At 65.8% G+C, this 18515-nt stretch carries 18 protein-coding genes and 1 pseudogene; 4 read left to right on the plus strand and 15 right to left on the minus strand.

Features of this window, described 5'->3' with window-relative positions:
• The first annotated feature begins 164 nt into the window (after positions 1-164).
• The gene (gene pdxH / locus ABKF58_RS05095) at positions 165-806 is read left to right on the plus strand and encodes a pyridoxamine 5'-phosphate oxidase (protein ID WP_482583643.1); all 642 of its coding nucleotides are present in this window, start codon (positions 165-167) and stop codon (positions 804-806) included.
• A 101-nt stretch (positions 807-907) separates the two neighbouring features.
• Here pdxH and ABKF58_RS05100 read toward each other — a convergent pair whose 3' ends face one another.
• From ABKF58_RS05100 to ABKF58_RS05140, 9 genes and pseudogenes are all read right to left on the minus strand, one after another.
• Positions 908-1114, minus strand: coding sequence for a CDGSH iron-sulfur domain-containing protein (locus tag ABKF58_RS05100; protein ID WP_482583644.1), 207 nt, complete (start codon positions 1112-1114; stop codon positions 908-910).
• Between the two features lie 64 nt (positions 1115-1178).
• Positions 1179-1655, minus strand: coding sequence for an aminoacyl-tRNA deacylase (locus ABKF58_RS05105; protein WP_294866460.1), 477 nt, complete (start codon positions 1653-1655; stop codon positions 1179-1181).
• 221 nt (positions 1656-1876) lie between these two features.
• Positions 1877-2140, minus strand: a complete 264-nt coding sequence (locus ABKF58_RS05110; protein WP_008955823.1) for a hypothetical protein — start codon at positions 2138-2140, stop codon at positions 1877-1879.
• A 162-nt stretch (positions 2141-2302) separates the two neighbouring features.
• Positions 2303-2875, minus strand: a complete 573-nt coding sequence (locus tag ABKF58_RS05115; RefSeq protein WP_482583645.1) for a hypothetical protein — start codon at positions 2873-2875, stop codon at positions 2303-2305.
• Positions 2872-3147, minus strand: a pseudogene (locus tag ABKF58_RS05120) (methyl-accepting chemotaxis protein); the annotation flags it as partial. The gene ABKF58_RS05115 and the pseudogene ABKF58_RS05120, both read right to left, overlap by 4 nt.
• Positions 3148-3688: 541 nt before the next feature.
• Positions 3689-4054, minus strand: coding sequence for a response regulator (locus ABKF58_RS05125; protein ID WP_482583646.1), 366 nt, complete (start codon positions 4052-4054; stop codon positions 3689-3691).
• 33 nt (positions 4055-4087) lie between these two features.
• On the minus strand, positions 4088-5065 hold the full coding sequence (locus tag ABKF58_RS05130; protein ID WP_482583647.1) for a chemotaxis protein CheX: 978 nt from the start codon (positions 5063-5065) through the stop codon (positions 4088-4090).
• Positions 5066-5123: 58 nt separating this feature from the next.
• Positions 5124-7568 (minus strand): ATP-binding protein, encoded by a 2445-nt coding sequence (locus ABKF58_RS05135; protein WP_482583648.1) that lies wholly within the window; start codon positions 7566-7568, stop codon positions 5124-5126.
• Between the two features lie 643 nt (positions 7569-8211).
• On the minus strand, positions 8212-8685 hold the full coding sequence (locus tag ABKF58_RS05140; protein WP_482583650.1) for an Lrp/AsnC family transcriptional regulator: 474 nt from the start codon (positions 8683-8685) through the stop codon (positions 8212-8214).
• A gap of 139 nt (positions 8686-8824) precedes the next feature.
• Here ABKF58_RS05140 and kynU point away from each other — a divergent pair, with 139 nt between their 5' ends.
• The 3 genes from kynU (at position 8825) to ABKF58_RS05155 (ending at position 11762) form a co-directional block, all read left to right on the plus strand.
• Positions 8825-10075 (plus strand): kynureninase, encoded by a 1251-nt coding sequence (gene kynU / locus ABKF58_RS05145; protein WP_482583651.1) that lies wholly within the window; start codon positions 8825-8827, stop codon positions 10073-10075.
• 98 nt (positions 10076-10173) lie between these two features.
• A complete protein-coding gene (locus ABKF58_RS05150) occupies positions 10174-10986 on the plus strand; it encodes an ATP-binding cassette domain-containing protein (protein ID WP_482583652.1) in 813 nt (270 codons plus the stop codon).
• A gap of 5 nt (positions 10987-10991) precedes the next feature.
• Positions 10992-11762, plus strand: a complete 771-nt coding sequence (locus ABKF58_RS05155; RefSeq protein WP_482583653.1) for an ABC transporter permease — start codon at positions 10992-10994, stop codon at positions 11760-11762.
• Positions 11763-11793: 31 nt separating this feature from the next.
• Here ABKF58_RS05155 and ABKF58_RS05160 read toward each other — a convergent pair whose 3' ends face one another.
• From ABKF58_RS05160 to ABKF58_RS05185, 6 genes are all read right to left on the minus strand, one after another.
• Positions 11794-13428, minus strand: a complete 1635-nt coding sequence (locus ABKF58_RS05160) for an NAD-dependent malic enzyme (RefSeq protein ID WP_482583654.1) — start codon at positions 13426-13428, stop codon at positions 11794-11796.
• A 107-nt stretch (positions 13429-13535) separates the two neighbouring features.
• On the minus strand, positions 13536-13919 hold the full coding sequence (locus ABKF58_RS05165; protein ID WP_482583656.1) for a sulfite exporter TauE/SafE family protein: 384 nt from the start codon (positions 13917-13919) through the stop codon (positions 13536-13538).
• 210 nt (positions 13920-14129) lie between these two features.
• Positions 14130-14414 (minus strand): cytochrome c, encoded by a 285-nt coding sequence (locus ABKF58_RS05170; RefSeq protein ID WP_482583657.1) that lies wholly within the window; start codon positions 14412-14414, stop codon positions 14130-14132.
• Positions 14415-14424: 10 nt separating this feature from the next.
• Complete coding sequence (locus tag ABKF58_RS05175) at positions 14425-15654, minus strand: molybdopterin-dependent oxidoreductase (protein WP_482583658.1); 1230 nt, start codon at positions 15652-15654, stop codon at positions 14425-14427.
• Positions 15655-15812: 158 nt separating this feature from the next.
• Positions 15813-16601 (minus strand): alpha/beta fold hydrolase, encoded by a 789-nt coding sequence (locus ABKF58_RS05180; RefSeq protein ID WP_482583660.1) that lies wholly within the window; start codon positions 16599-16601, stop codon positions 15813-15815.
• Between the two features lie 213 nt (positions 16602-16814).
• Positions 16815-18482 carry an ABC-F family ATP-binding cassette domain-containing protein gene (locus ABKF58_RS05185; protein ID WP_482583662.1) on the minus strand — a complete coding sequence of 556 codons (1668 nt, stop codon included), beginning with the start codon at positions 18480-18482 and terminating at the stop codon, positions 16815-16817.
• Positions 18483-18515 lie beyond the last annotated feature (33 nt).

Here is an 18515-nt window from a genome sequence, read left to right on the forward strand (position 1 = left end):
TATTCTAGCCTAAACCAGTGTTCCCGTCCCTACTCCCCACGGCGGAGGAGCCGGTGTCACCTCAGCCGTCGGCCAAGCAAGCCGGATGGGTAGTCCGGCGCAGCCACACCCACTCCCCGCTGCCCCGGCCAAGGGAGTAAGATAGCGCCCCACAGGAGGACGCCATGTCGCTGAAGCTCGCCGATATCCGCCACGATTACGCCCAGAAGGAACTGTCGCCGGACGACTGCCTGCCCGACGCCGTCGCGCAGTTCACGCTCTGGCTCAACGAAGCCATCACCGCCAAGGTCAACGAGCCGACCGCGATGCACCTGGCCACCGTCAGCGACGACGGCCGCCCCAGTGCGCGCATCGTGCTGCTCAAGGGGGTGGAGGACGGCCGCTTCGTGTTCTACACCAACTACCACAGCCGCAAGGGGCGCCAGCTGACGGCCAACCCCTGGGTCTCGCTGACCTTCTTCTGGCCCGAGCTGGAACGCCAGGTGCGCATCGAAGGCAAGGCCGTGACGGTGGCGCCGGAGGTGTCCGACAGCTACTTCCACAGCCGCCCCTACGCCAGCCGCCTCGGCGCCTGGGCCTCGGAACAGAGCAGCGAGATTGCCTCCAAGACCGAGCTGATCAAGCGTGCCGCGCTGTTCGGCGCCGTGTACCCGCTGCACGTGCCGCGCCCGCCGCATTGGGGTGGCTTCGCCGTGGCCGCCGACCGCATCGAATTCTGGCAGGGCCGCCCCAGCCGGCTGCACGACCGCGTGGTGTACACGCTGGACGATGCCGGCCAGTGGCAGAAGTCGCGACTGGCGCCCTAACCCCGGGGTCGTCCCGCTACCGCTAAAAAGGTTGGCCGAAGCCAACCTTTTTGCTGTCTGCCGCGCCCGCGCCGTCCACGGCGGGCCGCTCCACGGCGCCGCTACGACGTCTCGTCCAGATCGCTCTTGAACTCGGCCGCCTTGTGCGAACCGTCGCAGAACGGCTTGTTCCTGGAGTGGCCGCAGCGACACAGCCAGACCTGGTCCCCCTCGACGGCGATCTCCCGGCCGCCCTGGGTGACGATCGTGAACTCGCCCTTGATGTGATACGGGCCGTTGTTGCGCGGCGTGATGATGGCTTTTCCCATGCGTGCTCCCTGAGGCTAGGGCCGGCGCCGGCGCACTGGCGTCGCCCGCGCCGGCCCGGCTCCGTCACGTGCTCCAGCGGTGGGCGAAACTGCCCCGCTCCGCCTTGTCCATCAAGTTGAGGAACTGCTCGGTGCGCATGTGGATCAGGTCCTCGTGATCGCCCGCCTCGAAGTAGATGTCCGGCTGCATCGCCAGGCTCTCGTCGAGGTAGGTCTGCATGCCATAGGCCATGCCCACCGGCGGCACCGCGCCGATTTCGCAGTCCTGGAACAGCGCCGACAGCTCGGCCTCCCGGACCAGTTCCAGATCCCGACCGGTGGCGTCCCTCAGCTCCGACATGTCCAGGCGGAAGGTGGACGGCAGCACCGCCGCGACGTAGCCGCGCTCGTCGGCCAGCAGCACCGTCTTGGCCAGGCGGTCGCCCGGCACGTGCGCCACCTGGGCGGTTTCGCTGGTGGAATGGGTGTGCGCGTGATGCACGATATCGTACTGACTGCCCTTGCGGCTCAGGCAGTCCTGCAAGGTGGTAGAGATCGACATGATCGTCCTCCTCCAAAGTCGGCCATGACCCGGCCGCCGGACGCCGACGGACGACGGGCGCGGGCCATGCGGTATGCGAATGGTTGCCCCTTGAGATTCTTTAAAACTAGCCCGCTTTCCCCCACAAGTGAAGGCATCCGGCAGCACGCGCCCCGCCGCCCGTGCAATAAAAAGCCCGTCCACAACGGACGGGCCCGGGTGATACGCCACGCGCTGCCGGCTTACTTGGCGCCGGCATCCTTCACGCATTTCTTCATGAAACTGCTCTTGGCGGCGCCCGCCAGCTTCTTCTCGGCGGCCTTGCCCTCGCAGCTCGACTGCGCTGCCATGCCCTTGCTGTCCTTCTCGCACTTCTTGAGGAAACTGGCCTTGGCGGCACCCGCCAGCTTCTTCTCCGCCGCCTTGGCTTCGCACGCGGCGTCGCCGGCCAGGGCCACGTTGGCCGAAACCAGGGCCAACAGGGCCATCATCACGAATTTGCGCATGGTTCACTTCCCTTCTTCCGATTGCAGTATGGTCGAACCCGATCGAACGCCCCCGGCAAGTCAGCCGACGGCAAAACGGCACGACACGCCGTTGGCATCAATGTAGCGCAGAACCCCAGCGCACCCAAGCCCTCGGGGTGCGCGGCCGGCCCGCCATGCCCCTCAGAACAGTTCGAGCTCACCCGCCGCTTCTACCTCCGGCTCGCGGCGGTCAACATCGAAATCCAGCGTGGCGCCACTGGCCGGGCACACACAGACCGTGACGTCGAAGCGCATGCCGTCGTCCACCGCCACCTCGAAGGACTGCACCCGCGTCGGTTTCAGGACAGACAGGTAGCGGGCGCAGCTGCTCTCGAGCCTGAACGGCGTCGACATGCCGGCATGCAGGAACTCGGCACACAGCCCACGGTTGACGGCACCGCACACCATGTTGACGAACTCGGCGTAGATGTCGAACTGGGCCTGATCGTCCAGGGACCTGTCGCCGCCACGCCCCTGTCCGGTCAGATGCGCCGTGGTGGCCGCCGTGTTGTCGAAATCGAACAGCGCCACGATGCGGAACAGGTAGGACGACATGTTGAGCACCACGAGCTGGCGCTGACTGCCCTCGGCCGCCACGGCCCCCTCCGCCTTGCGGGTCACGGTGCAGCTCGCCCCACCGCCGAGGACACAGTGGTCGCGGATGGCCTTCTCGAACAACCAATCCATCGCGGCGCTTGCCTTGGCGGTCATCATGCCGATAGGTCCGCGCTGGCGATGGTCGACTGGATCTTCTCGGCCTTAGCCCGGATGCCGAACACGGCGGTGCGGATCATGTTGCCGCTCGCCTGCATGTCCTGGAACGTGGTGGTGGTGATGAGATCGTTCTTGTCGAGATTGCACTTGTAGTCCTGCGACAGCTTGGCCGAGGTCAGCGCCAGATCGCGCACGCCGTCCGCCACTACGGCAAAGCCGCGCCCGTGCTCGCCGGCGCGGGCCGCCTCGATGGCGGCATTGAGCGCCAGCATCACCACGTTCTTCACGATGCGGGCAAATTCCTCGTTCTGTTCCTTGAGTTCCCGGTTGTTGCCCAAAATGGTCTGCATCTCGTCGTGCCAGCGCTCGACGGTCCGGACGATGCCCAACAGCAGTTCGATGTCGCGCTGCAGGGACGCCTGATCGGCGGTCAGTTCCGCCCGCACCCTGGCCAGCTGCCGGGCATGCTCCTGGGTCAGCTGCGACAGGCGGCCGTCGCATTCCACGGCGGCCTGCTCGGCCGCCAGGGCCAGCGCCGCCTCATGCACCGCGGTCTGCTGCGCCAGTTGCTGGCGCAGCGCGTCGGCTTCGGCGCGCCACGTGGCCTGGTGCGCTGCCAGCTCGTCGGCAGCCATGCGCCCGGACAGCTCGCGGATCAGCTCGTCGCGCTGCGCGATCTCCTTGCGGGCCAAGCGCTGCCCGACGGCGGCGCGCCACCCCATGGCGGCCGCGCCCAGCACCATCCCCACGACCACCAGCAGGAACGTGTTTAGCGATAAATCCATCCCTCACCCTCTGCGGCCCGGCCGCTCCTCAGTTGGCCAGCTTCTTCAGTGTCGCGATCACGCCAGGACCATTGAACGGCTTGACGATCCAGCCCTTGATGCCGGCGGCCTTGCCACGCTCCTTCATCGCCGGGCTGTTCTCGGTGGTCAGCATGATGATGTTGACGGCGATATTCTTCTGCTCGCTGCGGATTTTCTCGGCCATGGTCAGGCCGTCCATATTGGGCATGTTCACGTCGCTGACCACCAGCTTGATCGACGCATCCGCCTTGAGCTTGTCCAGCCCGTCCTTGCCGTCCACTGCGGTGGCGACCGCCAGGCCCTGCGACTTCAGAAAATCCGCCACCTCGTTGCGGACGGTACTGGAATCATCGACTACCAGAATCTGTGCCATGGAATATCCTTTTCAAAATGACATAAGTAATGATCAGAACAGCTCGAGCTCGCCGGCATCCACCAGCGACTCGACCGAAGGGTTTTCCCGGAACTCGTCGGGTGACCAGTTCAGGTTGAAGACGAAGCGCTGGAAGATCGGTACCGGTGCCGCCTCGGGACGATGACGCTCGCGTAGCAGGTACTTGAGGCACAGCTGCGGGTCTTCCGAGCCGAAGGAAATGAAGCCGCGCTGGTGGTTGATGATGATCGGTACCTGCGTCTGAAAGCGCTCGCTGCGGTTCTCATGGCCGACGTAGCGGTTCTTGAACGAGCCCCAGGCCAAGTTGGTCAGCTCACCCAGCACATTGTTGAGCTCGCGGAAGGTCCAGTGTTCGCCCTCCTGCCCCCCGGCGCGGCGCAGCAGCTCCAGTGCGGCCTCCTCCGAGGCCTGGAACATCATGTAGCCGCGGCACCAGTCGCTTTCGATGGCGATCAGCGTGAAAACTTCGCCGTAGATGAGGCGGTCCTTGACCAGATAAGGCGTCTCGGTATCGATGTCGCAGTGGGAAAACAATGTTTCCAACGAGGCCCGGGTGAAGTCGGTGATGCCGCGCACCAGTTCGTTGGGGTAGACGCGGCTGAAGATCGAGACCTCGAGCGAGGAACGCAGCTGCTGCAGGTCGGCCAGGGTGTAGGCACAGCGGAACATCGCCGCTGTCTTCTCGTCCAGCCCGGCCATGCTGGCCACGACGTCGCGACGCAGGAAAATCGGCAACTCCGGGCGCGCGGCATGGATTTCCCGCGCCAGCGCCAGGCCCTGACCCGCCGAGCCGCCGAAATGCTCGTACAGCATGATGCCGCCGAGATCGACATTGGAGCGGAGGATGGCCATCACGCTGGCCGCATCGCGCTGCTGCGGGCGGATACCCACCAGCCCGCACTCCTCGCAGAAGGCCTTCAGGTGCTCGAAATGCGCTTCCACATCGTCCAACACCAGCACCTTGCTAACGACCAGCCTATCGTTCTTCATCTGCCAACCCTGCTCCTGATTCAACCATCCCACCCTTGCCCACCGACGGCACCCCGCCTCAGACCACGCGCAGCTTGCCCTTGCCGGGCTCCGCCTCGTGCGCCTCCTGCTCGGCCCCTTCCGTGTTTCCTGTGGCAGCCGGCTCCTGACGCGCGCGCTCCACCAGCAGCACCTCGTCGCCCTCGACATGCTCGGCCAGGCTCTCCGGCAGGCACACCACGATCTCGAACTGGCGGAAATCGGTACCCACGGCGTCGTCGAGGAAACGGATCTCGATGCGGCCATGCTCACGCTTGACGAAGTCGTTCACCGCGTCCATGCCGACGCCACGCCCCGACACCTCGGTCACCTTCTCCGCGGTGGAGAATCCCGGACGGAAAATCTGGCGCGCAATGTCCTCGTCACCGAGCGGCTCGTCGGCTGCGATCAGTCCCTTCTCGATGGCCATCTGGCGGATGCGGGCCAGTGCCAGGCCACGCCCGTCGTCACTGAGACGAAGGTGCAACATGCCGCCGGCAACGCTCATCCTCAGGCGGATCAGGCCCGCCCCCGGCTTACCCTGCGCCAGTCGCACCGCCGGGGTTTCCAGGCCGTGGTCCATGGCATTGCGGATCAGGTGCATGAACACGTTCTTGAGCAGGCTGCCGGCCTGGTTGCGCACCACATAGCCGTTGTCTTCGATCTTCACCACCGGTGCGGCCTTGCCGAGTTCCTGCGCCAGTGCCGGCAGCGACTCGAACACGCCGCCCAGCACCTCGCTGATCGGCTCGGTGCCCAAGAGACGCAGCGCCTTGCGCACCGCATCGCGAGCCGCCACCAACTCGTGCAGGTTGCGGGTATTGATCTTTTCCAGGCGCTGGATGGCCTGCTGGATATGCTCCCGATCCACCATCAGATAACGTTCGCCACCACGCCGGCCCGGCCCCTTGCGCCCCAGGCTGACTTCATTGATGCGTGCATAGCACTCGACCATGGCCTTCACGCCGGCCAGCTCGTCCAGCAACATGACCTGATCCCAAGCGATGGCGGGGCGCGGCTTGCGCAGCTCGTCGTAGGTCTGCTCGGCCTCGTGCACGATGTTGGTCAGGTGCTGCAGCCCGTAGGTCCGGGCATTGCCCTTGATGGTATGCATGTGGCGGAACAGCTGCGCGATCGCCTCGGCGTCGTGCTCCGGATGCTGGCGGATCAGCAGTTCGTTCTCGTCGAGGAACTTGATCGCACCGGCGATGAAGTCGTGGAACTTCTCCTGGGTGACGGCAAGGATTTCGCCGATGATCTCCAGCTCGCGCTTCTGCTCGTTGGCCTCCGCCGCCAGCTTGCGCAGCTCGGTCACGTCGCGCACGCACAGCATCAGGCGCACGATGGTGTCGGTGTCGTCGGTGATCGGCGACCAGCTCAGATCGAGAATCTTCACCCGGCCATCCGCCATGGTCTTTTCAATTTCGCCGACCAGCAGGTGCTCGTTAAAGGCGAAGTTCATGACATCCTCGCCGATGCACGCCCCGCCGACGGCCTCGAGCTGCGACAGCGCATCGGCACCAAGATGGGTGTTGGCAAAGACCAGATCCATCATGTTGCGACCGGCGATAGCCTTGGTCTCGAAAATCGTTTCCAGATAAGCAGAAAACTCCGGGTGAACCTTGTTGCCATCGACGATGGTCAGAATGCCCTGCGGGATGTTCTGCAGCATGGCCTGCATGTCGGCCGTCTTTTGCTGCAGCAATTCCGAGCTTTCCTGAATTTTGGTGATCATGCTGTTGAACGCCACGATCGAATGGCCGATTTCATCCATGCGGTCGACCGGCACGCGGCGGGTGAAATCCTGGCTCGTGGCGATCTCGCTCATCATCGCCTGCATGCGGCTGATCGGCCGGGTGATCTGGCGGTACAGCAAGGCGCCGGCAGCGGCCAGCACCAGCGCGGCCAGGACGCTGACACCGGCGATGGCCATCACGGTATCCGACAGGTTTTCGTTCAAGGCAGCAATCGCCTCGTCCTTGGTGCGGTTTTTCTCGATCCTCAAGGTGCCGATGATCTGTTCCATGGCCCGCTGGTACTGGGCCACGCTGGCGAACAGGCTGGCCTCGGCCAGGTCCTTCTGACCCGCCAGCTTGAACTGCATCGTCTCGTCCACCGCCGCGAAGTAGTCGTCCAGACCCTCCTGGGCCTGCTGCAGCAGGCCTTGCTGGGTAGTGCTGCTGGCCTGCCGGAATTGCAGCTCCAGCCCTGCTTTCAGGCGCGCTTTCTGTGCCGTCAGCTTGTCCTTGGCTTGGGCCGCGGTGTTGTCGTCCGGCGCGGTGACCAGCGTGATCGTGGCCAGCTGCACATCCTTGAGCAGTGCCACCAGATCGGCGGAAGCCAGGGCGCTGGGCACGACGCCCTCGGTCACCACCTTGACCTCGGCGGCGTTGTTGCGCGATTGCAGGATGCTGTAGCCGCCAATCGACGAAATGGCCAGCAAGGCCAGGATGATGAGCAGCGTGATCCGGTGACGGAGATTCATTTGGCGTAATACCCCGGGAAAACAGACAAGCAGAGCGTTATCTCAACGGCATGGAAGGGATAACGTGCTGGCGCAGTAAATCGAATACCCGCCATTGTTTCAGAGCAATATGACTCCTCCATGACATACGCGGCCCGATAATGATTTTCCTGCGCTATTGGCATGTCGAATCCGGACTAAATACCCCGCTCATCTGAAACGATTCGGCAAACCGGTCGGATTTGACGAACGCTCTAAGCCGCCGCCTTGCGTCACATTACGTGAGGCATGGCGCCATATCTCCAAGTGTCTGTTTTTACGTTTTATTCCCGCTGAAGAGCGGGCGAGAAGACGACCGTGATGGCCTCACCAGGTGTAAAACGGCGTTCGTTTGCAAGGAGAAAAATACTGATGGCATTTAATTGGCCGGGGCAAAATAACCCCTATTACGGCCAGGCCGATTAAATGGATGAACAAGGAGATGGATGGCCTGCGCCCGCAAAAGCGCCGGCTATTAAAAGGCGGCGTCCGGCCTGGACGACTTGCCCGAAATAAATGAATGGAGCGGTCCACGACGGCGCCCCCAAGCCATAGGACCCGGCTTCATCCCGGCGGCCGGCGGGGCGGCGTTGCCCCCGCCGCTGCCGTCTGTTCCTGCCGGCGCCTAGTCGCCCTTGCCCACCGGCAGCCGGCCCAGGCGGTCCTTGACCTTCTTCATCACGATATAGGAGCAGATGTCGCGCATGCCCGGAATCTTGTTGAGCTTCTCCACCACGAAATTCGAAAACGCCGTGAGATGGCGCGTGCGCACGTGCAACACGTAGTTGGTCGGCCCGCTCACCACGTAGGCGGCGACGATCTCGTCGAGCGCCGCGATCTGCTCCAGAAACTGCTCGTGCCACTCCTCGCGCGAGCGGTCCAGCGTGACGTGCACGATGGCCTCCAGCTCGAAACCCAGCTGCTGCGCGTCGAGTTCGGCGTGGTAGCCGCGAATCAGGCCGTGCTCTTCAAGCGTGCGCACCCGGCGCAGGCAGGCCGACGGCGACAGCGCCACCTTGTCGGCCAGGTCCTGATTGCTGAGCCGGCCGTTTTGCTGCAGCGCGGCAAGAATGCGCCAATCTATCGAATCGACCTGCATCTGCAATATCCAATCGCTTAGCACTATTTCTTCGAATAATCTGCGAAAAATAGCACATCGACAAGTCGAACTTGCAATTTTGGCCAAAGCCTCCGGTGCTAGCATTAGTTCTCAGCCTCGCCCCACAAGGAGACCCACCATGCATACCCGTGAAGCCTGCCTCGCCGCCGACCGGCACGACCCGCTGGCCGCGCTCAAACAGCATTTCGAGCTGCCACCCGGCGTGATCTACCTCGACGGCAACTCGCTCGGCGTGCTGCCGAAAACCGCCCGCGCCCGCAGCGCCGAGGTCATCGACCAGGAATGGGGCGTCGGCCTGATCCGCAGCTGGAACACCGCCAGCTGGTTCGACCTGCCGGCGCGCCTGGGCGACAAGCTCGGCCGCCTGATTGGCGCCAACGGCGGCGAAGTGGTGGTCACCGACACCACCTCGCTCAACCTCTTCAAGTCGCTTGCCGCCGCCCTGCGCATCCAGCAGCAAGACCACCCCGAGCGCCGCGTGATCGTGTCCGAACGCGACAATTTCCCCACCGATCTCTACATGATCCAGGGCATGATGGACCTGCTGCAGCAGGGCTACCAGCTGCGCCTGATCGACGACGCCACGCCGCTGGAGGCGGCGCTGGGCGACGACGTCGCGGTGCTGTTGCTGTCGCACGTCAACTATCGCACCGGCTACCTCTACGACATGGCCGCCACCACCGCGCTGGCGCACCGCCACGGCATCCTCACCCTCTGGGACCTGGCACACGCCGCCGGCGCGATGCCGGTCGACCTCAACGGCGCCGAGGCCGACTTCGCCGTCGGCTGCACCTACAAATATCTCAACGGCGGCCCCGGCTCGCCCGCCTTCATCTGGGTGGCGGCACGCCACCAGGACCGCTTCTGGCAGCCGCTGTCGGGCTGGTGGGGACACCAGCGCCCGTTCGCCATGGCCACCGACTACCAGCCCGCCAGCGGCATCCGCCGCTTCCTGTGCGGCACCCAGCCCATCGTTTCGATGTCGCTGATCGAATGCGGCCTGGACGTGGCATTGCAGGCCGACATGACAGTAGTGCGGGCGAAATCGCTGGCGCTCACCGACCTGTTCATCGAGCTGGTGGAACAGCGCTGCGCCGACCACCCGCTCACCCTGATCACCCCGCGCGAGCACGCCCGGCGCGGCAGCCACGTCAGCTTCAGCCACCCGCAGGGCTTCGCCGTGATGCAGGCCTTGATCGCGCGCGGCGTGATCGGCGACTACCGCGAGCCGGAAGTGCTGCGCTTCGGCATCACCCCGCTCTACCTCGGCTACGCCGACATCTGGGACGCGGTGGACACGCTCAAGGACATCCTCGACAGCGGCAGCTGGGATCGCCCCGAATTCCACCGGCGCGCCTCGGTGACCTGAACCCCCGCGCCGCCACCGCACGACGACCACCCGCGCCCCGCTTCGCCGGGCCGGGCGGCATCCGGCAATGCCGCGCCGATTCGGTGCTAGCATGGATCATGGCCGCTACCAACAACTCCATCGCGATTGCCACGGTTGACCTGAGCAAACGCTTCAACCACGTCACGGCGCTCGACCGGCTCAACCTGAGCGTGGCGCGCGGACAGATCTTTGGCCTGCTGGGCCCCAACGGCGCCGGCAAGAGCACCACCATCAAGATTCTCACCACCCTGCTCGAGGCCAGTTCCGGCAGCGCCACGGTGGCCGGTTTCGACGTCGCGGCCGACCCGATCGAAGTGCGGCGGCGCATCGGCTACGTGCCCCAGCTGCTGTCGGCCGACGGCGCCCTGACCGCCACCGAGAACCTGACCCTGTCGGCCCGCCTGTACGGCCTGCACGGCATCCAGCTCAAGACGCGCGTGCACGAGGCGCTGGCCTTTGCCGGCCTCGACACGGTGGCGCACAAGCTGGTCCGCACCTTTTCCGGCGGCATGATCCGCCGCCTCGAAGTGGCCCAGGCCACGCTGCATTACCCGGAAATCCTGTTTCTCGACGAACCGACCATCGGCCTCGACCCGGTGGCGCGCCGCACCGTGTGGGAAAGACTGCAGCAGTTGCGTCAGGCCCAGGGCATGACGATCCTGATCACCACCCACGACATGGAAGAGGCCGACGTGCTGTGCGACGAACTCGCCATCCTGCATCAGGGCCGGCTGGCGGTCATCGGCAAGCCCGACGGACTCAAGGCGCAAGTCGGGCCGGAGGCCGATCTGGCCGATGTATTCGCGCATTTCAGCGGCGCCGTCATCGAGCAGGAAGGTTACTACCGCGGCATCCGCCAAAGCCGCGGCACCATCCAACGCCTGGGGTAAGCCGCATGCTCAACTGGCTCTACGAAAGTGCCGCCGTGACCGACGCCGAGGTCCGCAAACTGAGGCGCGACCCCACCGAGCTGCTGTCGCGCGCGGTGCAGCCGGTACTGTGGCTGGCGGTGTTCGGCCAGGTGTTCAGCCACGTGCGCGGCATCCCCACCGGCAACCTGCGCTACCTCGACTACATGGCCCCCGGCATCCTGGCGCAGAGCATCCTGTTCAGCGCCATCTTCTACGGCATCGCCATCATCTGGGAGCGCGATCTCGGCATCGTGCACAAGCTCCTGGTCACCCCGGCGCGGCGCAGCGCCCTGGTGTTCGGCAAGGCGGTGGCGGCGGGGCTGCGCGGGCTGGTGCAGGCGGCGGTGGTGTACCTGGTGGCGATCGCGCTGCACGTGGCGATCCGCTGGGAGCCGCTGCCGATGGTCACCGTGGCCGCCGCCGTGTTCGTCGGCTCGTGCATCTTCTCCACCTTCTCGCTGGTGATCGCCTGCATCGTCAAGACGCGCGAGCGCTTCATGGGCATCGGCCAGCTGCTCACCATGCCGCTGTTTTTCGCCTCCAACGCCATCTATCCGCTCGATATCATGCCGGACTGGCTGCGCGGCATCGCCGCCTTCAACCCGCTCACCTACCTGGTGGACGCGCTGCGCGGGGCGATGATCGTGGGCGGGCATAGCGTCTACGGCGACGCCACCAGCTTCGGCATCATGCTGCTGGTTTTCCTGCTGCTGCTGGCCCTGGCGGCCAGACTCTACCCGGGGCTGGCGCGCTAGCCGCTGACCGGCCCGCCCTGTACCACCCGGCTCACACCGTGGCCGCGTAGCGCGGCTGCCACATCGCCTGGCTGACCGCCGCGTCCAGGTCATCCGGCCGGGGTTGCGTCGCCACGCCCTGCTCGTACGCCACCCGGGCAACGGCCGCGCCCACCGCCTGCGCCACGGCGCGCAGCTGCGCCTGGCGCGGGAAAATGCGCCCGGCGGCCACATCGTCGGCGCTGACCTGGCCGGCCAGGGCGCTGGCCGCCGCGAAGAACATCTCGTCGCTGGCGCGGCGGGCGCCGGAGACGATCAGCCCGAGTCCGAAGCCGGGAAAGATATAGGCGTTGTTGGCCTGCCCCGGCGCATGCGACACCCCCGCCACGGTCACCGGCTCGAACGGGCTGCCGCTGGCGAAGATCACGCGCCCGGCGCTCCAGGCGTATGCCTGCTCGGCGGTGCACTCCGCCTTGACGGTCGGGTTGGACAGGGCGAACACCACGGGGCGCGGGCAGACCTCCGCCAGCGCCTCCAGCGCCGCCCGGGTGAACAGGCCGCCGCAACCGGTGGCGCCGATCAGCACGGTCGGCCGAAAATCCCGGATGGTCGCCACCAGGTCGGGCTGCGCGGCGCGGTCCTGCGCCACGGCGCGCTTGTGCGGCGGCAGATTGCGGCGGCTCGCCACCACCGGGCCGGTCGAGTCGACAAACAGGCACTGCGAGCGCGCTTGCGCCAGCTCGGCCCCGGCATGCTGCAGCGCCTTGATCACGAGCGACCCGATCCCCAGGCACGCCTCGCCGGCACCGAGAAACAAGAGGCGTTCTTCGGCCAACGTGCGTCCCGTCATCCGGCCGGCGGCGTACAGCCCGGCCAACCCCATGGCGCCGGTGCCCTGGATGTCGTCGTTGAAGCAGCACAGCTCGTCGCGGTAGCGCACCAAGAGGCGGAACGCGTTGGCGTTGTTGAAGTCCTCGAACTGCAGCACCGCCCCGGGAAACACCTGGCGCACCGCGCCGACGAACTCGTCGACGAGACTGTCGTAGGCCTCCCCGGCAAGCCGGGGCACGCGCCGGCCGAGATAGAACCGGTCCTCGCGGAGGGAGGCCGTGTCCGTCCCCACATCCAGCGTCACCGCCAGGCAGCGCGACGGCGGCACGCCGGCACAGGCGGTATACAGCGCCAGTTTGCCGATGGGAATCCCCATGCCGTTGGCGCCCAGATCGCCCAGCCCGAGGATACGGCCGCCGTCGGTCACCACGATGATGTCGATGTCGCGCTGCGGCCAGCGCCGGAGGATGTCGGCGATCTGCCCCTGGTGCTCCGGCGTCAGGTACAGCCCGCGCGGGGCCAGGTAACGCCGGCTCCACTCCAGGCAGGCCTGGCCAACCGTGGGGGTGTAGATGAGCGGCAGGCATTCCGCCAGATTGTCGACAACCACCCGGTAGAACAGCGTTTCGTTCTCGTTCTGGAGGGCGGAGAGGTAGACGTAGCGCTCGATCGGGCCGGCCTGGGCGCGCACCATGTCGAGCGCCCGCGCCGCCTGTTCGTCCAGCGTTTCGATGCGCGGCGGCAAGAACCCGCTCAACCCCAGCCGCTCGCGCGCCTCGGCGCTAAACGCGGTGCCCTGGTTGAGGTGGGGATTGCGCACGACGTCGGCGCGGGGGAACGGAACGGCTTGGCCCATGTTTTTCTCCCACAGGAAGAACGGCATCGGGGCACGCGAGCCCAGACGGCGCCTGTTTCTTCACCATAGTGAATCGGCCCCGATACTTCAGGCCCAGCGCGCTCCGTTCAGAGCCAGCCCAGCCGCTTGCAGGCGCCGTACACCAGGTACACGCCCAGCGCGGTGATGAACACGCCAAAGAGCAGGCGCAACTGCGGCCCTGCCATGCGGTTGGCGAAATAGGCGCCCAGCCACGCGCCGAGAAACATGGTGGTGGCGAGAATGACGGCGGCGCGCACGTCGACGTTGCCGTGCCGGTAATACTCGATGACGGCCGCCAGCCCGATGGGCGGCAGCAGCACCGCCAGCGACGTGCCGGTGGCCACGTGCTGCGAGAACCCCGCCCAGTAAATCAGCGCCGGCACGATGACGATGCCGCCGCCCACCCCGAACAAGCCGGCGGCCACGCCGCCGAGCGTGCCGATGATGGCGAAGATGAGCCATGCAGGCATGGAGGTTCTCCCGACCAGGGGCTCGCCCCGATCCACGCCGAGAGAAGCAGGCCGGTCAAATCGAGGCGAAGGGTTGATCCTTCAGCGAGGTGGCGACGCCGTCGAACACCTCGTGCACCTTGTCCCGCCTCGGCAGCACGAAGCCCGCGTCGGTCCCGGCGCAGGGAACCCGACACCGGAACGCCGCCGCATGGGCCCAGCCGGCACCGCCTACTTCGGCTTGCCGTACTGCTGATCGAGGTAATCGAGGATCAGGGGCACGTCTTCTTCCTTGATCGGCGCCCCCATCACCTTGATCATCTTGGTGACGGTCGCCTCCCAGCCCTTGCGGTCGAGAAAACGCGAGTTCATCTGGATGTAGTCCAGGCTGTGGCAGACCGCGCAATTGCGGGCGACCACGTCCTGGTTGCTGCCTTGCCGCAGTTTGACGGCGCTCTCGTCGGCCAGCGCCAGGGCCGGCAGCAGCAACAGCAGCGCGCAGAGTGTCTTGTTCATGGCTGGCCCCTCACACGACGTCCACCGCCACCTGGTGCACCAGGTTGTGGTGATACCCGGCCGGGTTGGCGATCAGTTCGAAGGTCTGGGTCTGGCCGATGCGGTTGGTGGCCTTGGCCAGCAGCGTATAGCGGCCCTTGTGGCGCGGCTGGAAGCGGTAATGCCAGGGGCGGAAGGAGAAACGGCCGTGATCGGTGCCGAGCTCGGCGTTGCGCCAGCTCATGCCGCCGTCGATGGAGACCTCCACCTGGCGGATGCCGTAACCCGCATCCCAGGCAATGCCGGCCAGCTCCAGCGGCTTGCCCAGCGGCAGCCGCTCGCCGTCGCGCACGCTGGTGATGAGCGAATTGACCACCATCTCGGTGATCGGCGTGTTGGCCGCCGTCTCCTGCGACAAAAAGCGCTCCACCACCGGAAACTTGCCCACCGGCACACGGTAGGCGCTCTTCATCCAGAAGCCGTCGAACGGCGCCGACACCACGTTGATCGAACTCAGGTGCTTGACCCAGTAGGTGGCGGTCCAGCCCGGCACGATCAGCCGCGCCGGGAAGCCGTTCCAGTGCGGCAGCGGCTCGCCGTTCATCTCGAAGGCGATCAGGGTGTTTTCGTCCAGCCCCTTCCACAGCGGCAGGCTCTTGACGAAATCCGGCGTCTTGTCGAGCACCGGGCCGTCGGCGCCGTCGAGCACCAGCTCCAGCGCGCCCTTCTTCACCCCGGCCTTGTTCAGCAGGTCGCGCAAGCGCACCCCGCGCCAGCGCGCGTTGCCCATCGCACCGTAGCTCCACTCCACCCCCGGCACGTGCGGCTGGAACAGGCCGCGCCGGTTGCCCGAGCACTGGCACACCGCCGCCAGCTCCACCGTCTCGAAGCGGCGCAGCTCATCCAGCGTCAGCACCAGCGGGCTCTCCACCTCGCCGCCGATGCGCAGCTGCCAGCTGCGCGCCTCTACCTCGGGAATGTTGGCCAGGTGATAGCGCACGAAAAACGCCTTGTTGGGCGTGAACACCTCGCGGAAGTACTCCGGCGGCGTTTCATAGTTGGGAGGACGGTAACTGCGCTTGATCAGCGGCACCTTGCCGGGCAAGGCCTCGAGCAAGGCCGACTCGCGCGCGCCATCCGGCAGCGCCGCCGGTTGCAGCAACTTCGCGCCCTTGGCCCAGGCCGGCACCAGCAAACCCCCGCCAGCCAGCAGCAAGCCACCCGAGCCGACACGCAAAAAATCCCGCCGGTTGATACCCATCGCCGCCCCTCCCGAATTGTTGGAGTTTGTTCCATGTTAGATGGTGGCAAGGGCAACGCAATGCGATTTGCAGACAGCCATCGAAGACCAAGCGACTGCCGCACGGGAGAGACACCCCAACGGCGACCGGCCCGACCGGCCGCTAGCGTCGGGGGCGTTTACTGTTTGGAAACCGTGGCAATCCAGCGCTCGATCTCCTGCACCGAGGCCGAAGGAGCGTTCAGGTGACTGGAAGCAGGCTCGACCATCTTGGTCAGCGGGTGCTTGGCCAGCAGCCCGAACATCTCGTGCTTCACCCGCACCAGGGCCGGATAATCGTTGCTGGGCGCAATGTACAGCACGGGGGTATCCGCCTTGATGCCGCGCATCGCCAGCGTCTGGTTCATCGCCCCTTCCGGCTCGAACCAGGTCAGATAGGCCGCCGGCGTGGAGGCCACGGCATAGGTCCCCCGGCCACCCTCGTAATCGCTGAACCGGGCTTTCTCCTGCCCCTTGCCCTGCGCCACCAGCTGGCGCGCCTGCTCCACGGACGGCCCCACCGCCTCACGGAAGGTGGCATTGCCGACGTTGCCGCCCGGCGCGATGGCCACCACGCCGTCGACGCGGTGCCGGCCGCCGAAATACAGCGCAAACACCCCACCCTGGCTATGCCCCGCCACGAACACCTTGCCGGCACCCTTCTGCCGCAACGCCGTCAAGGCCGCTTCCACCTCGTTTTCGGCAGTGGTGACGTCCACGTCGTACTCGCGCCGGCCAGACCAGGGCATGTCCAGATTGGCCACCAGAAACCCGTCGCGCTCGAGCGAGGCGGCCAGGTCAGACACATATTTAGAGGGAGAGCCGCCCTTGCCGTGCATCACCACCACCCCGGCCTTGGGCGTATCGGCCTGGGCGTGCAGACAGACGCCCAGCGCCGCCACAGCGAACAGATTGGCAAAGCGCTTCATGTTGTTTTCGTAAAGAAGGGGAAAAAGACATCATGCCACGATACGGCGACGGGGGAAGGCACATCGCCGCCGGCAGCGGCCCTCAGCTATCCGTCAGGCTGCTGCCCGTATACCAGAAATAAATCTGTCCCCTTTTCTCCGTCGCCACCCAAAACCTTTCGGCCAACCTTGAACAAGGTTGGCCGAAAGGTGGTAACGCGCAGACGGGCCGGCTTAACGCTTGCCGGCCGCCTCTTCGCGCCGGCGCTTGGCCTCTTCCAGCAGGTAGACCTGGTAATCGTCCAGATCGCCCGCGAAATCGCTGACCCCGCCACGCGACACCATCCAGAATTCGTCGCACACCGCGCGCAGCAGCGCCCGGTCGTGGCTGACCAGCATCACCGAGCCTTCGAACTCGTTCAGCGCCACGCTCAGCGCCTCGCGGGTGGCGAGGTCCAGATGGTTGGTCGGTTCATCCAGCAGCAGCAGGTTCGGCCGCTGCCACACGATCATGCACAGCACCAGCCGCGCCTTCTCGCCGCCGCTCATGCTGCCGACCGCCTGCTTCACCATGTCGCCGCTGAAGTTGAAGGTGCCGAGGAAATTGCGCAGCCCTTGCTCGCGGCAATCGTTGGCCGACGGCCGCATCGCCGCCGGGGTGTCGCGCACCAGACGGAACATGTGCTGCAGCGGATCGTCCTCCGGCCGCAGCACGTCCAGCTCCTGCTGCGAGAAGTAGCCGATATTGAGCCCCTTGCCGCGAATGATCTCGCCGCCGACCGCCTGCAGCGCCTCGGCCACGGTTTTCACCAGCGTCGATTTGCCCTGGCCGTTGGCACCGAGGATGCCGATACGCTGCCCGGCCAGCACGGTGCGGTTTACGTTACGCACGATCACCGTCGGCGGCGTGCCGTCCGCCGCGCCTTCAGGCGCCGGATAGCCGAACACCACACCGCTCATCGACAGCATCGAGTTGGGCAGGCTCTGCGGTTCCTTGAATTCGAACTGGAACTCGGCATCGGCCAGCACCGGCGCGATATTCTCCATCCGCTCCAGCGCCTTGACCCGGCTCTGCGCCTGCTTCGCCTTGCTGGCCTTGGCCTTGAAGCGGTCGATGAACTTCTGCAGGTGCGCCATCTTTTCCTGCTGCTTGGCCTGCGCCGCCTGCTGCAGGACCAGCTGTTCGGCACGCATGTCCTCGAACTTGCTGTAATTGCCGCCGTAGCGCACCAGCTTGGCATTGTCGACGTGCAGTGTCACCGTGGTGACGGCATCGAGGAATTCGCGGTCATGGCTGATCACCACCATGGTGCCGGCGTACTGCTTCAACCACGCTTCCAGCCATACCAGCGCGTCCAGATCCAGGTGGTTGGTCGGCTCGTCCAGCAGCAGCAGGTCGGACGGGCACATCAGCGCGCGCGCCAGTTGCAGCCGCATGCGCCAGCCGCCGGAAAAGCTGTTCACCGGCTGCTGCAGCTCGGCGACGCTGAACCCCAACCCGAGAATCAGCGCCTGCGCCCGTGCCGGCGCGTCGTGGGCGCCGGCATCGTTGAGCGCGGTATAGGCATGCGCCATGCGCATGTAGTCTTCGCCGGCCTCGGCCTCGGTCACCTCCCGCTGCGCGGCCAGCAGGGTGGTATCGCCCTCGACCACAAACTCGGTCGCGGTCTGCGACGTTTCCGGCATGTCCTGCGCCACCTGCGACATGCGCCACTGCGACGGGATCGACACATCGCCGCCGTCTTCATGCAGCGAGCCGTTCAGTACTGCGAACAGCGAGGATTTGCCGGCGCCGTTGCGGCCGACCAGGCCGACTTTCTCGCCGGGATTGAGCGTCACCGACGCGTTGTCGAGCAGGACTTTGGTACCGCGGCGCAAGGCCACGTTTTTCAGAATGATCATGGGAAGCGCCGTGCGGCGGCTGAAAACAGGTTA

This window comes from Pseudogulbenkiania sp. AW2-16 (assembly GCF_056824575.1).

Bases quoted from the DNA above. Each gene is read 5' to 3' on its own strand.
- pdxH (WP_482583643.1), top strand. From the start codon at position 165: ATGTCGCTGAAGCTCGCCGATATCCGCCACGATTACGCCCAGAAGGAA.
- ABKF58_RS05100 (WP_482583644.1), bottom strand. From the start codon at position 1,114: ATGGGAAAAGCCATCATCACGCCGCGCAACAACGGCCCGTATCACATC.
- ABKF58_RS05105 (WP_294866460.1), bottom strand. From the start codon at position 1,655: ATGTCGATCTCTACCACCTTGCAGGACTGCCTGAGCCGCAAGGGCAGT.
- ABKF58_RS05110 (WP_008955823.1), bottom strand. From the start codon at position 2,140: ATGCGCAAATTCGTGATGATGGCCCTGTTGGCCCTGGTTTCGGCCAAC.
- ABKF58_RS05115 (WP_482583645.1), bottom strand. From the start codon at position 2,875: ATGATGACCGCCAAGGCAAGCGCCGCGATGGATTGGTTGTTCGAGAAG.
- ABKF58_RS05125 (WP_482583646.1), bottom strand. From the start codon at position 4,054: ATGGCACAGATTCTGGTAGTCGATGATTCCAGTACCGTCCGCAACGAG.
- ABKF58_RS05130 (WP_482583647.1), bottom strand. From the start codon at position 5,065: ATGAAGAACGATAGGCTGGTCGTTAGCAAGGTGCTGGTGTTGGACGAT.
- ABKF58_RS05135 (WP_482583648.1), bottom strand. From the start codon at position 7,568: ATGAATCTCCGTCACCGGATCACGCTGCTCATCATCCTGGCCTTGCTG.
- ABKF58_RS05140 (WP_482583650.1), bottom strand. From the start codon at position 8,685: ATGCAGGTCGATTCGATAGATTGGCGCATTCTTGCCGCGCTGCAGCAA.
- kynU (WP_482583651.1), top strand. From the start codon at position 8,825: ATGCATACCCGTGAAGCCTGCCTCGCCGCCGACCGGCACGACCCGCTG.
- ABKF58_RS05150 (WP_482583652.1), top strand. From the start codon at position 10,174: ATGGCCGCTACCAACAACTCCATCGCGATTGCCACGGTTGACCTGAGC.
- ABKF58_RS05155 (WP_482583653.1), top strand. From the start codon at position 10,992: ATGCTCAACTGGCTCTACGAAAGTGCCGCCGTGACCGACGCCGAGGTC.
- ABKF58_RS05160 (WP_482583654.1), bottom strand. From the start codon at position 13,428: ATGGGCCAAGCCGTTCCGTTCCCCCGCGCCGACGTCGTGCGCAATCCC.
- ABKF58_RS05165 (WP_482583656.1), bottom strand. From the start codon at position 13,919: ATGCCTGCATGGCTCATCTTCGCCATCATCGGCACGCTCGGCGGCGTG.
- ABKF58_RS05170 (WP_482583657.1), bottom strand. From the start codon at position 14,414: ATGAACAAGACACTCTGCGCGCTGCTGTTGCTGCTGCCGGCCCTGGCG.
- ABKF58_RS05175 (WP_482583658.1), bottom strand. From the start codon at position 15,654: ATGGGTATCAACCGGCGGGATTTTTTGCGTGTCGGCTCGGGTGGCTTG.
- ABKF58_RS05180 (WP_482583660.1), bottom strand. From the start codon at position 16,601: ATGAAGCGCTTTGCCAATCTGTTCGCTGTGGCGGCGCTGGGCGTCTGT.
- ABKF58_RS05185 (WP_482583662.1), bottom strand. From the start codon at position 18,482: ATGATCATTCTGAAAAACGTGGCCTTGCGCCGCGGTACCAAAGTCCTG.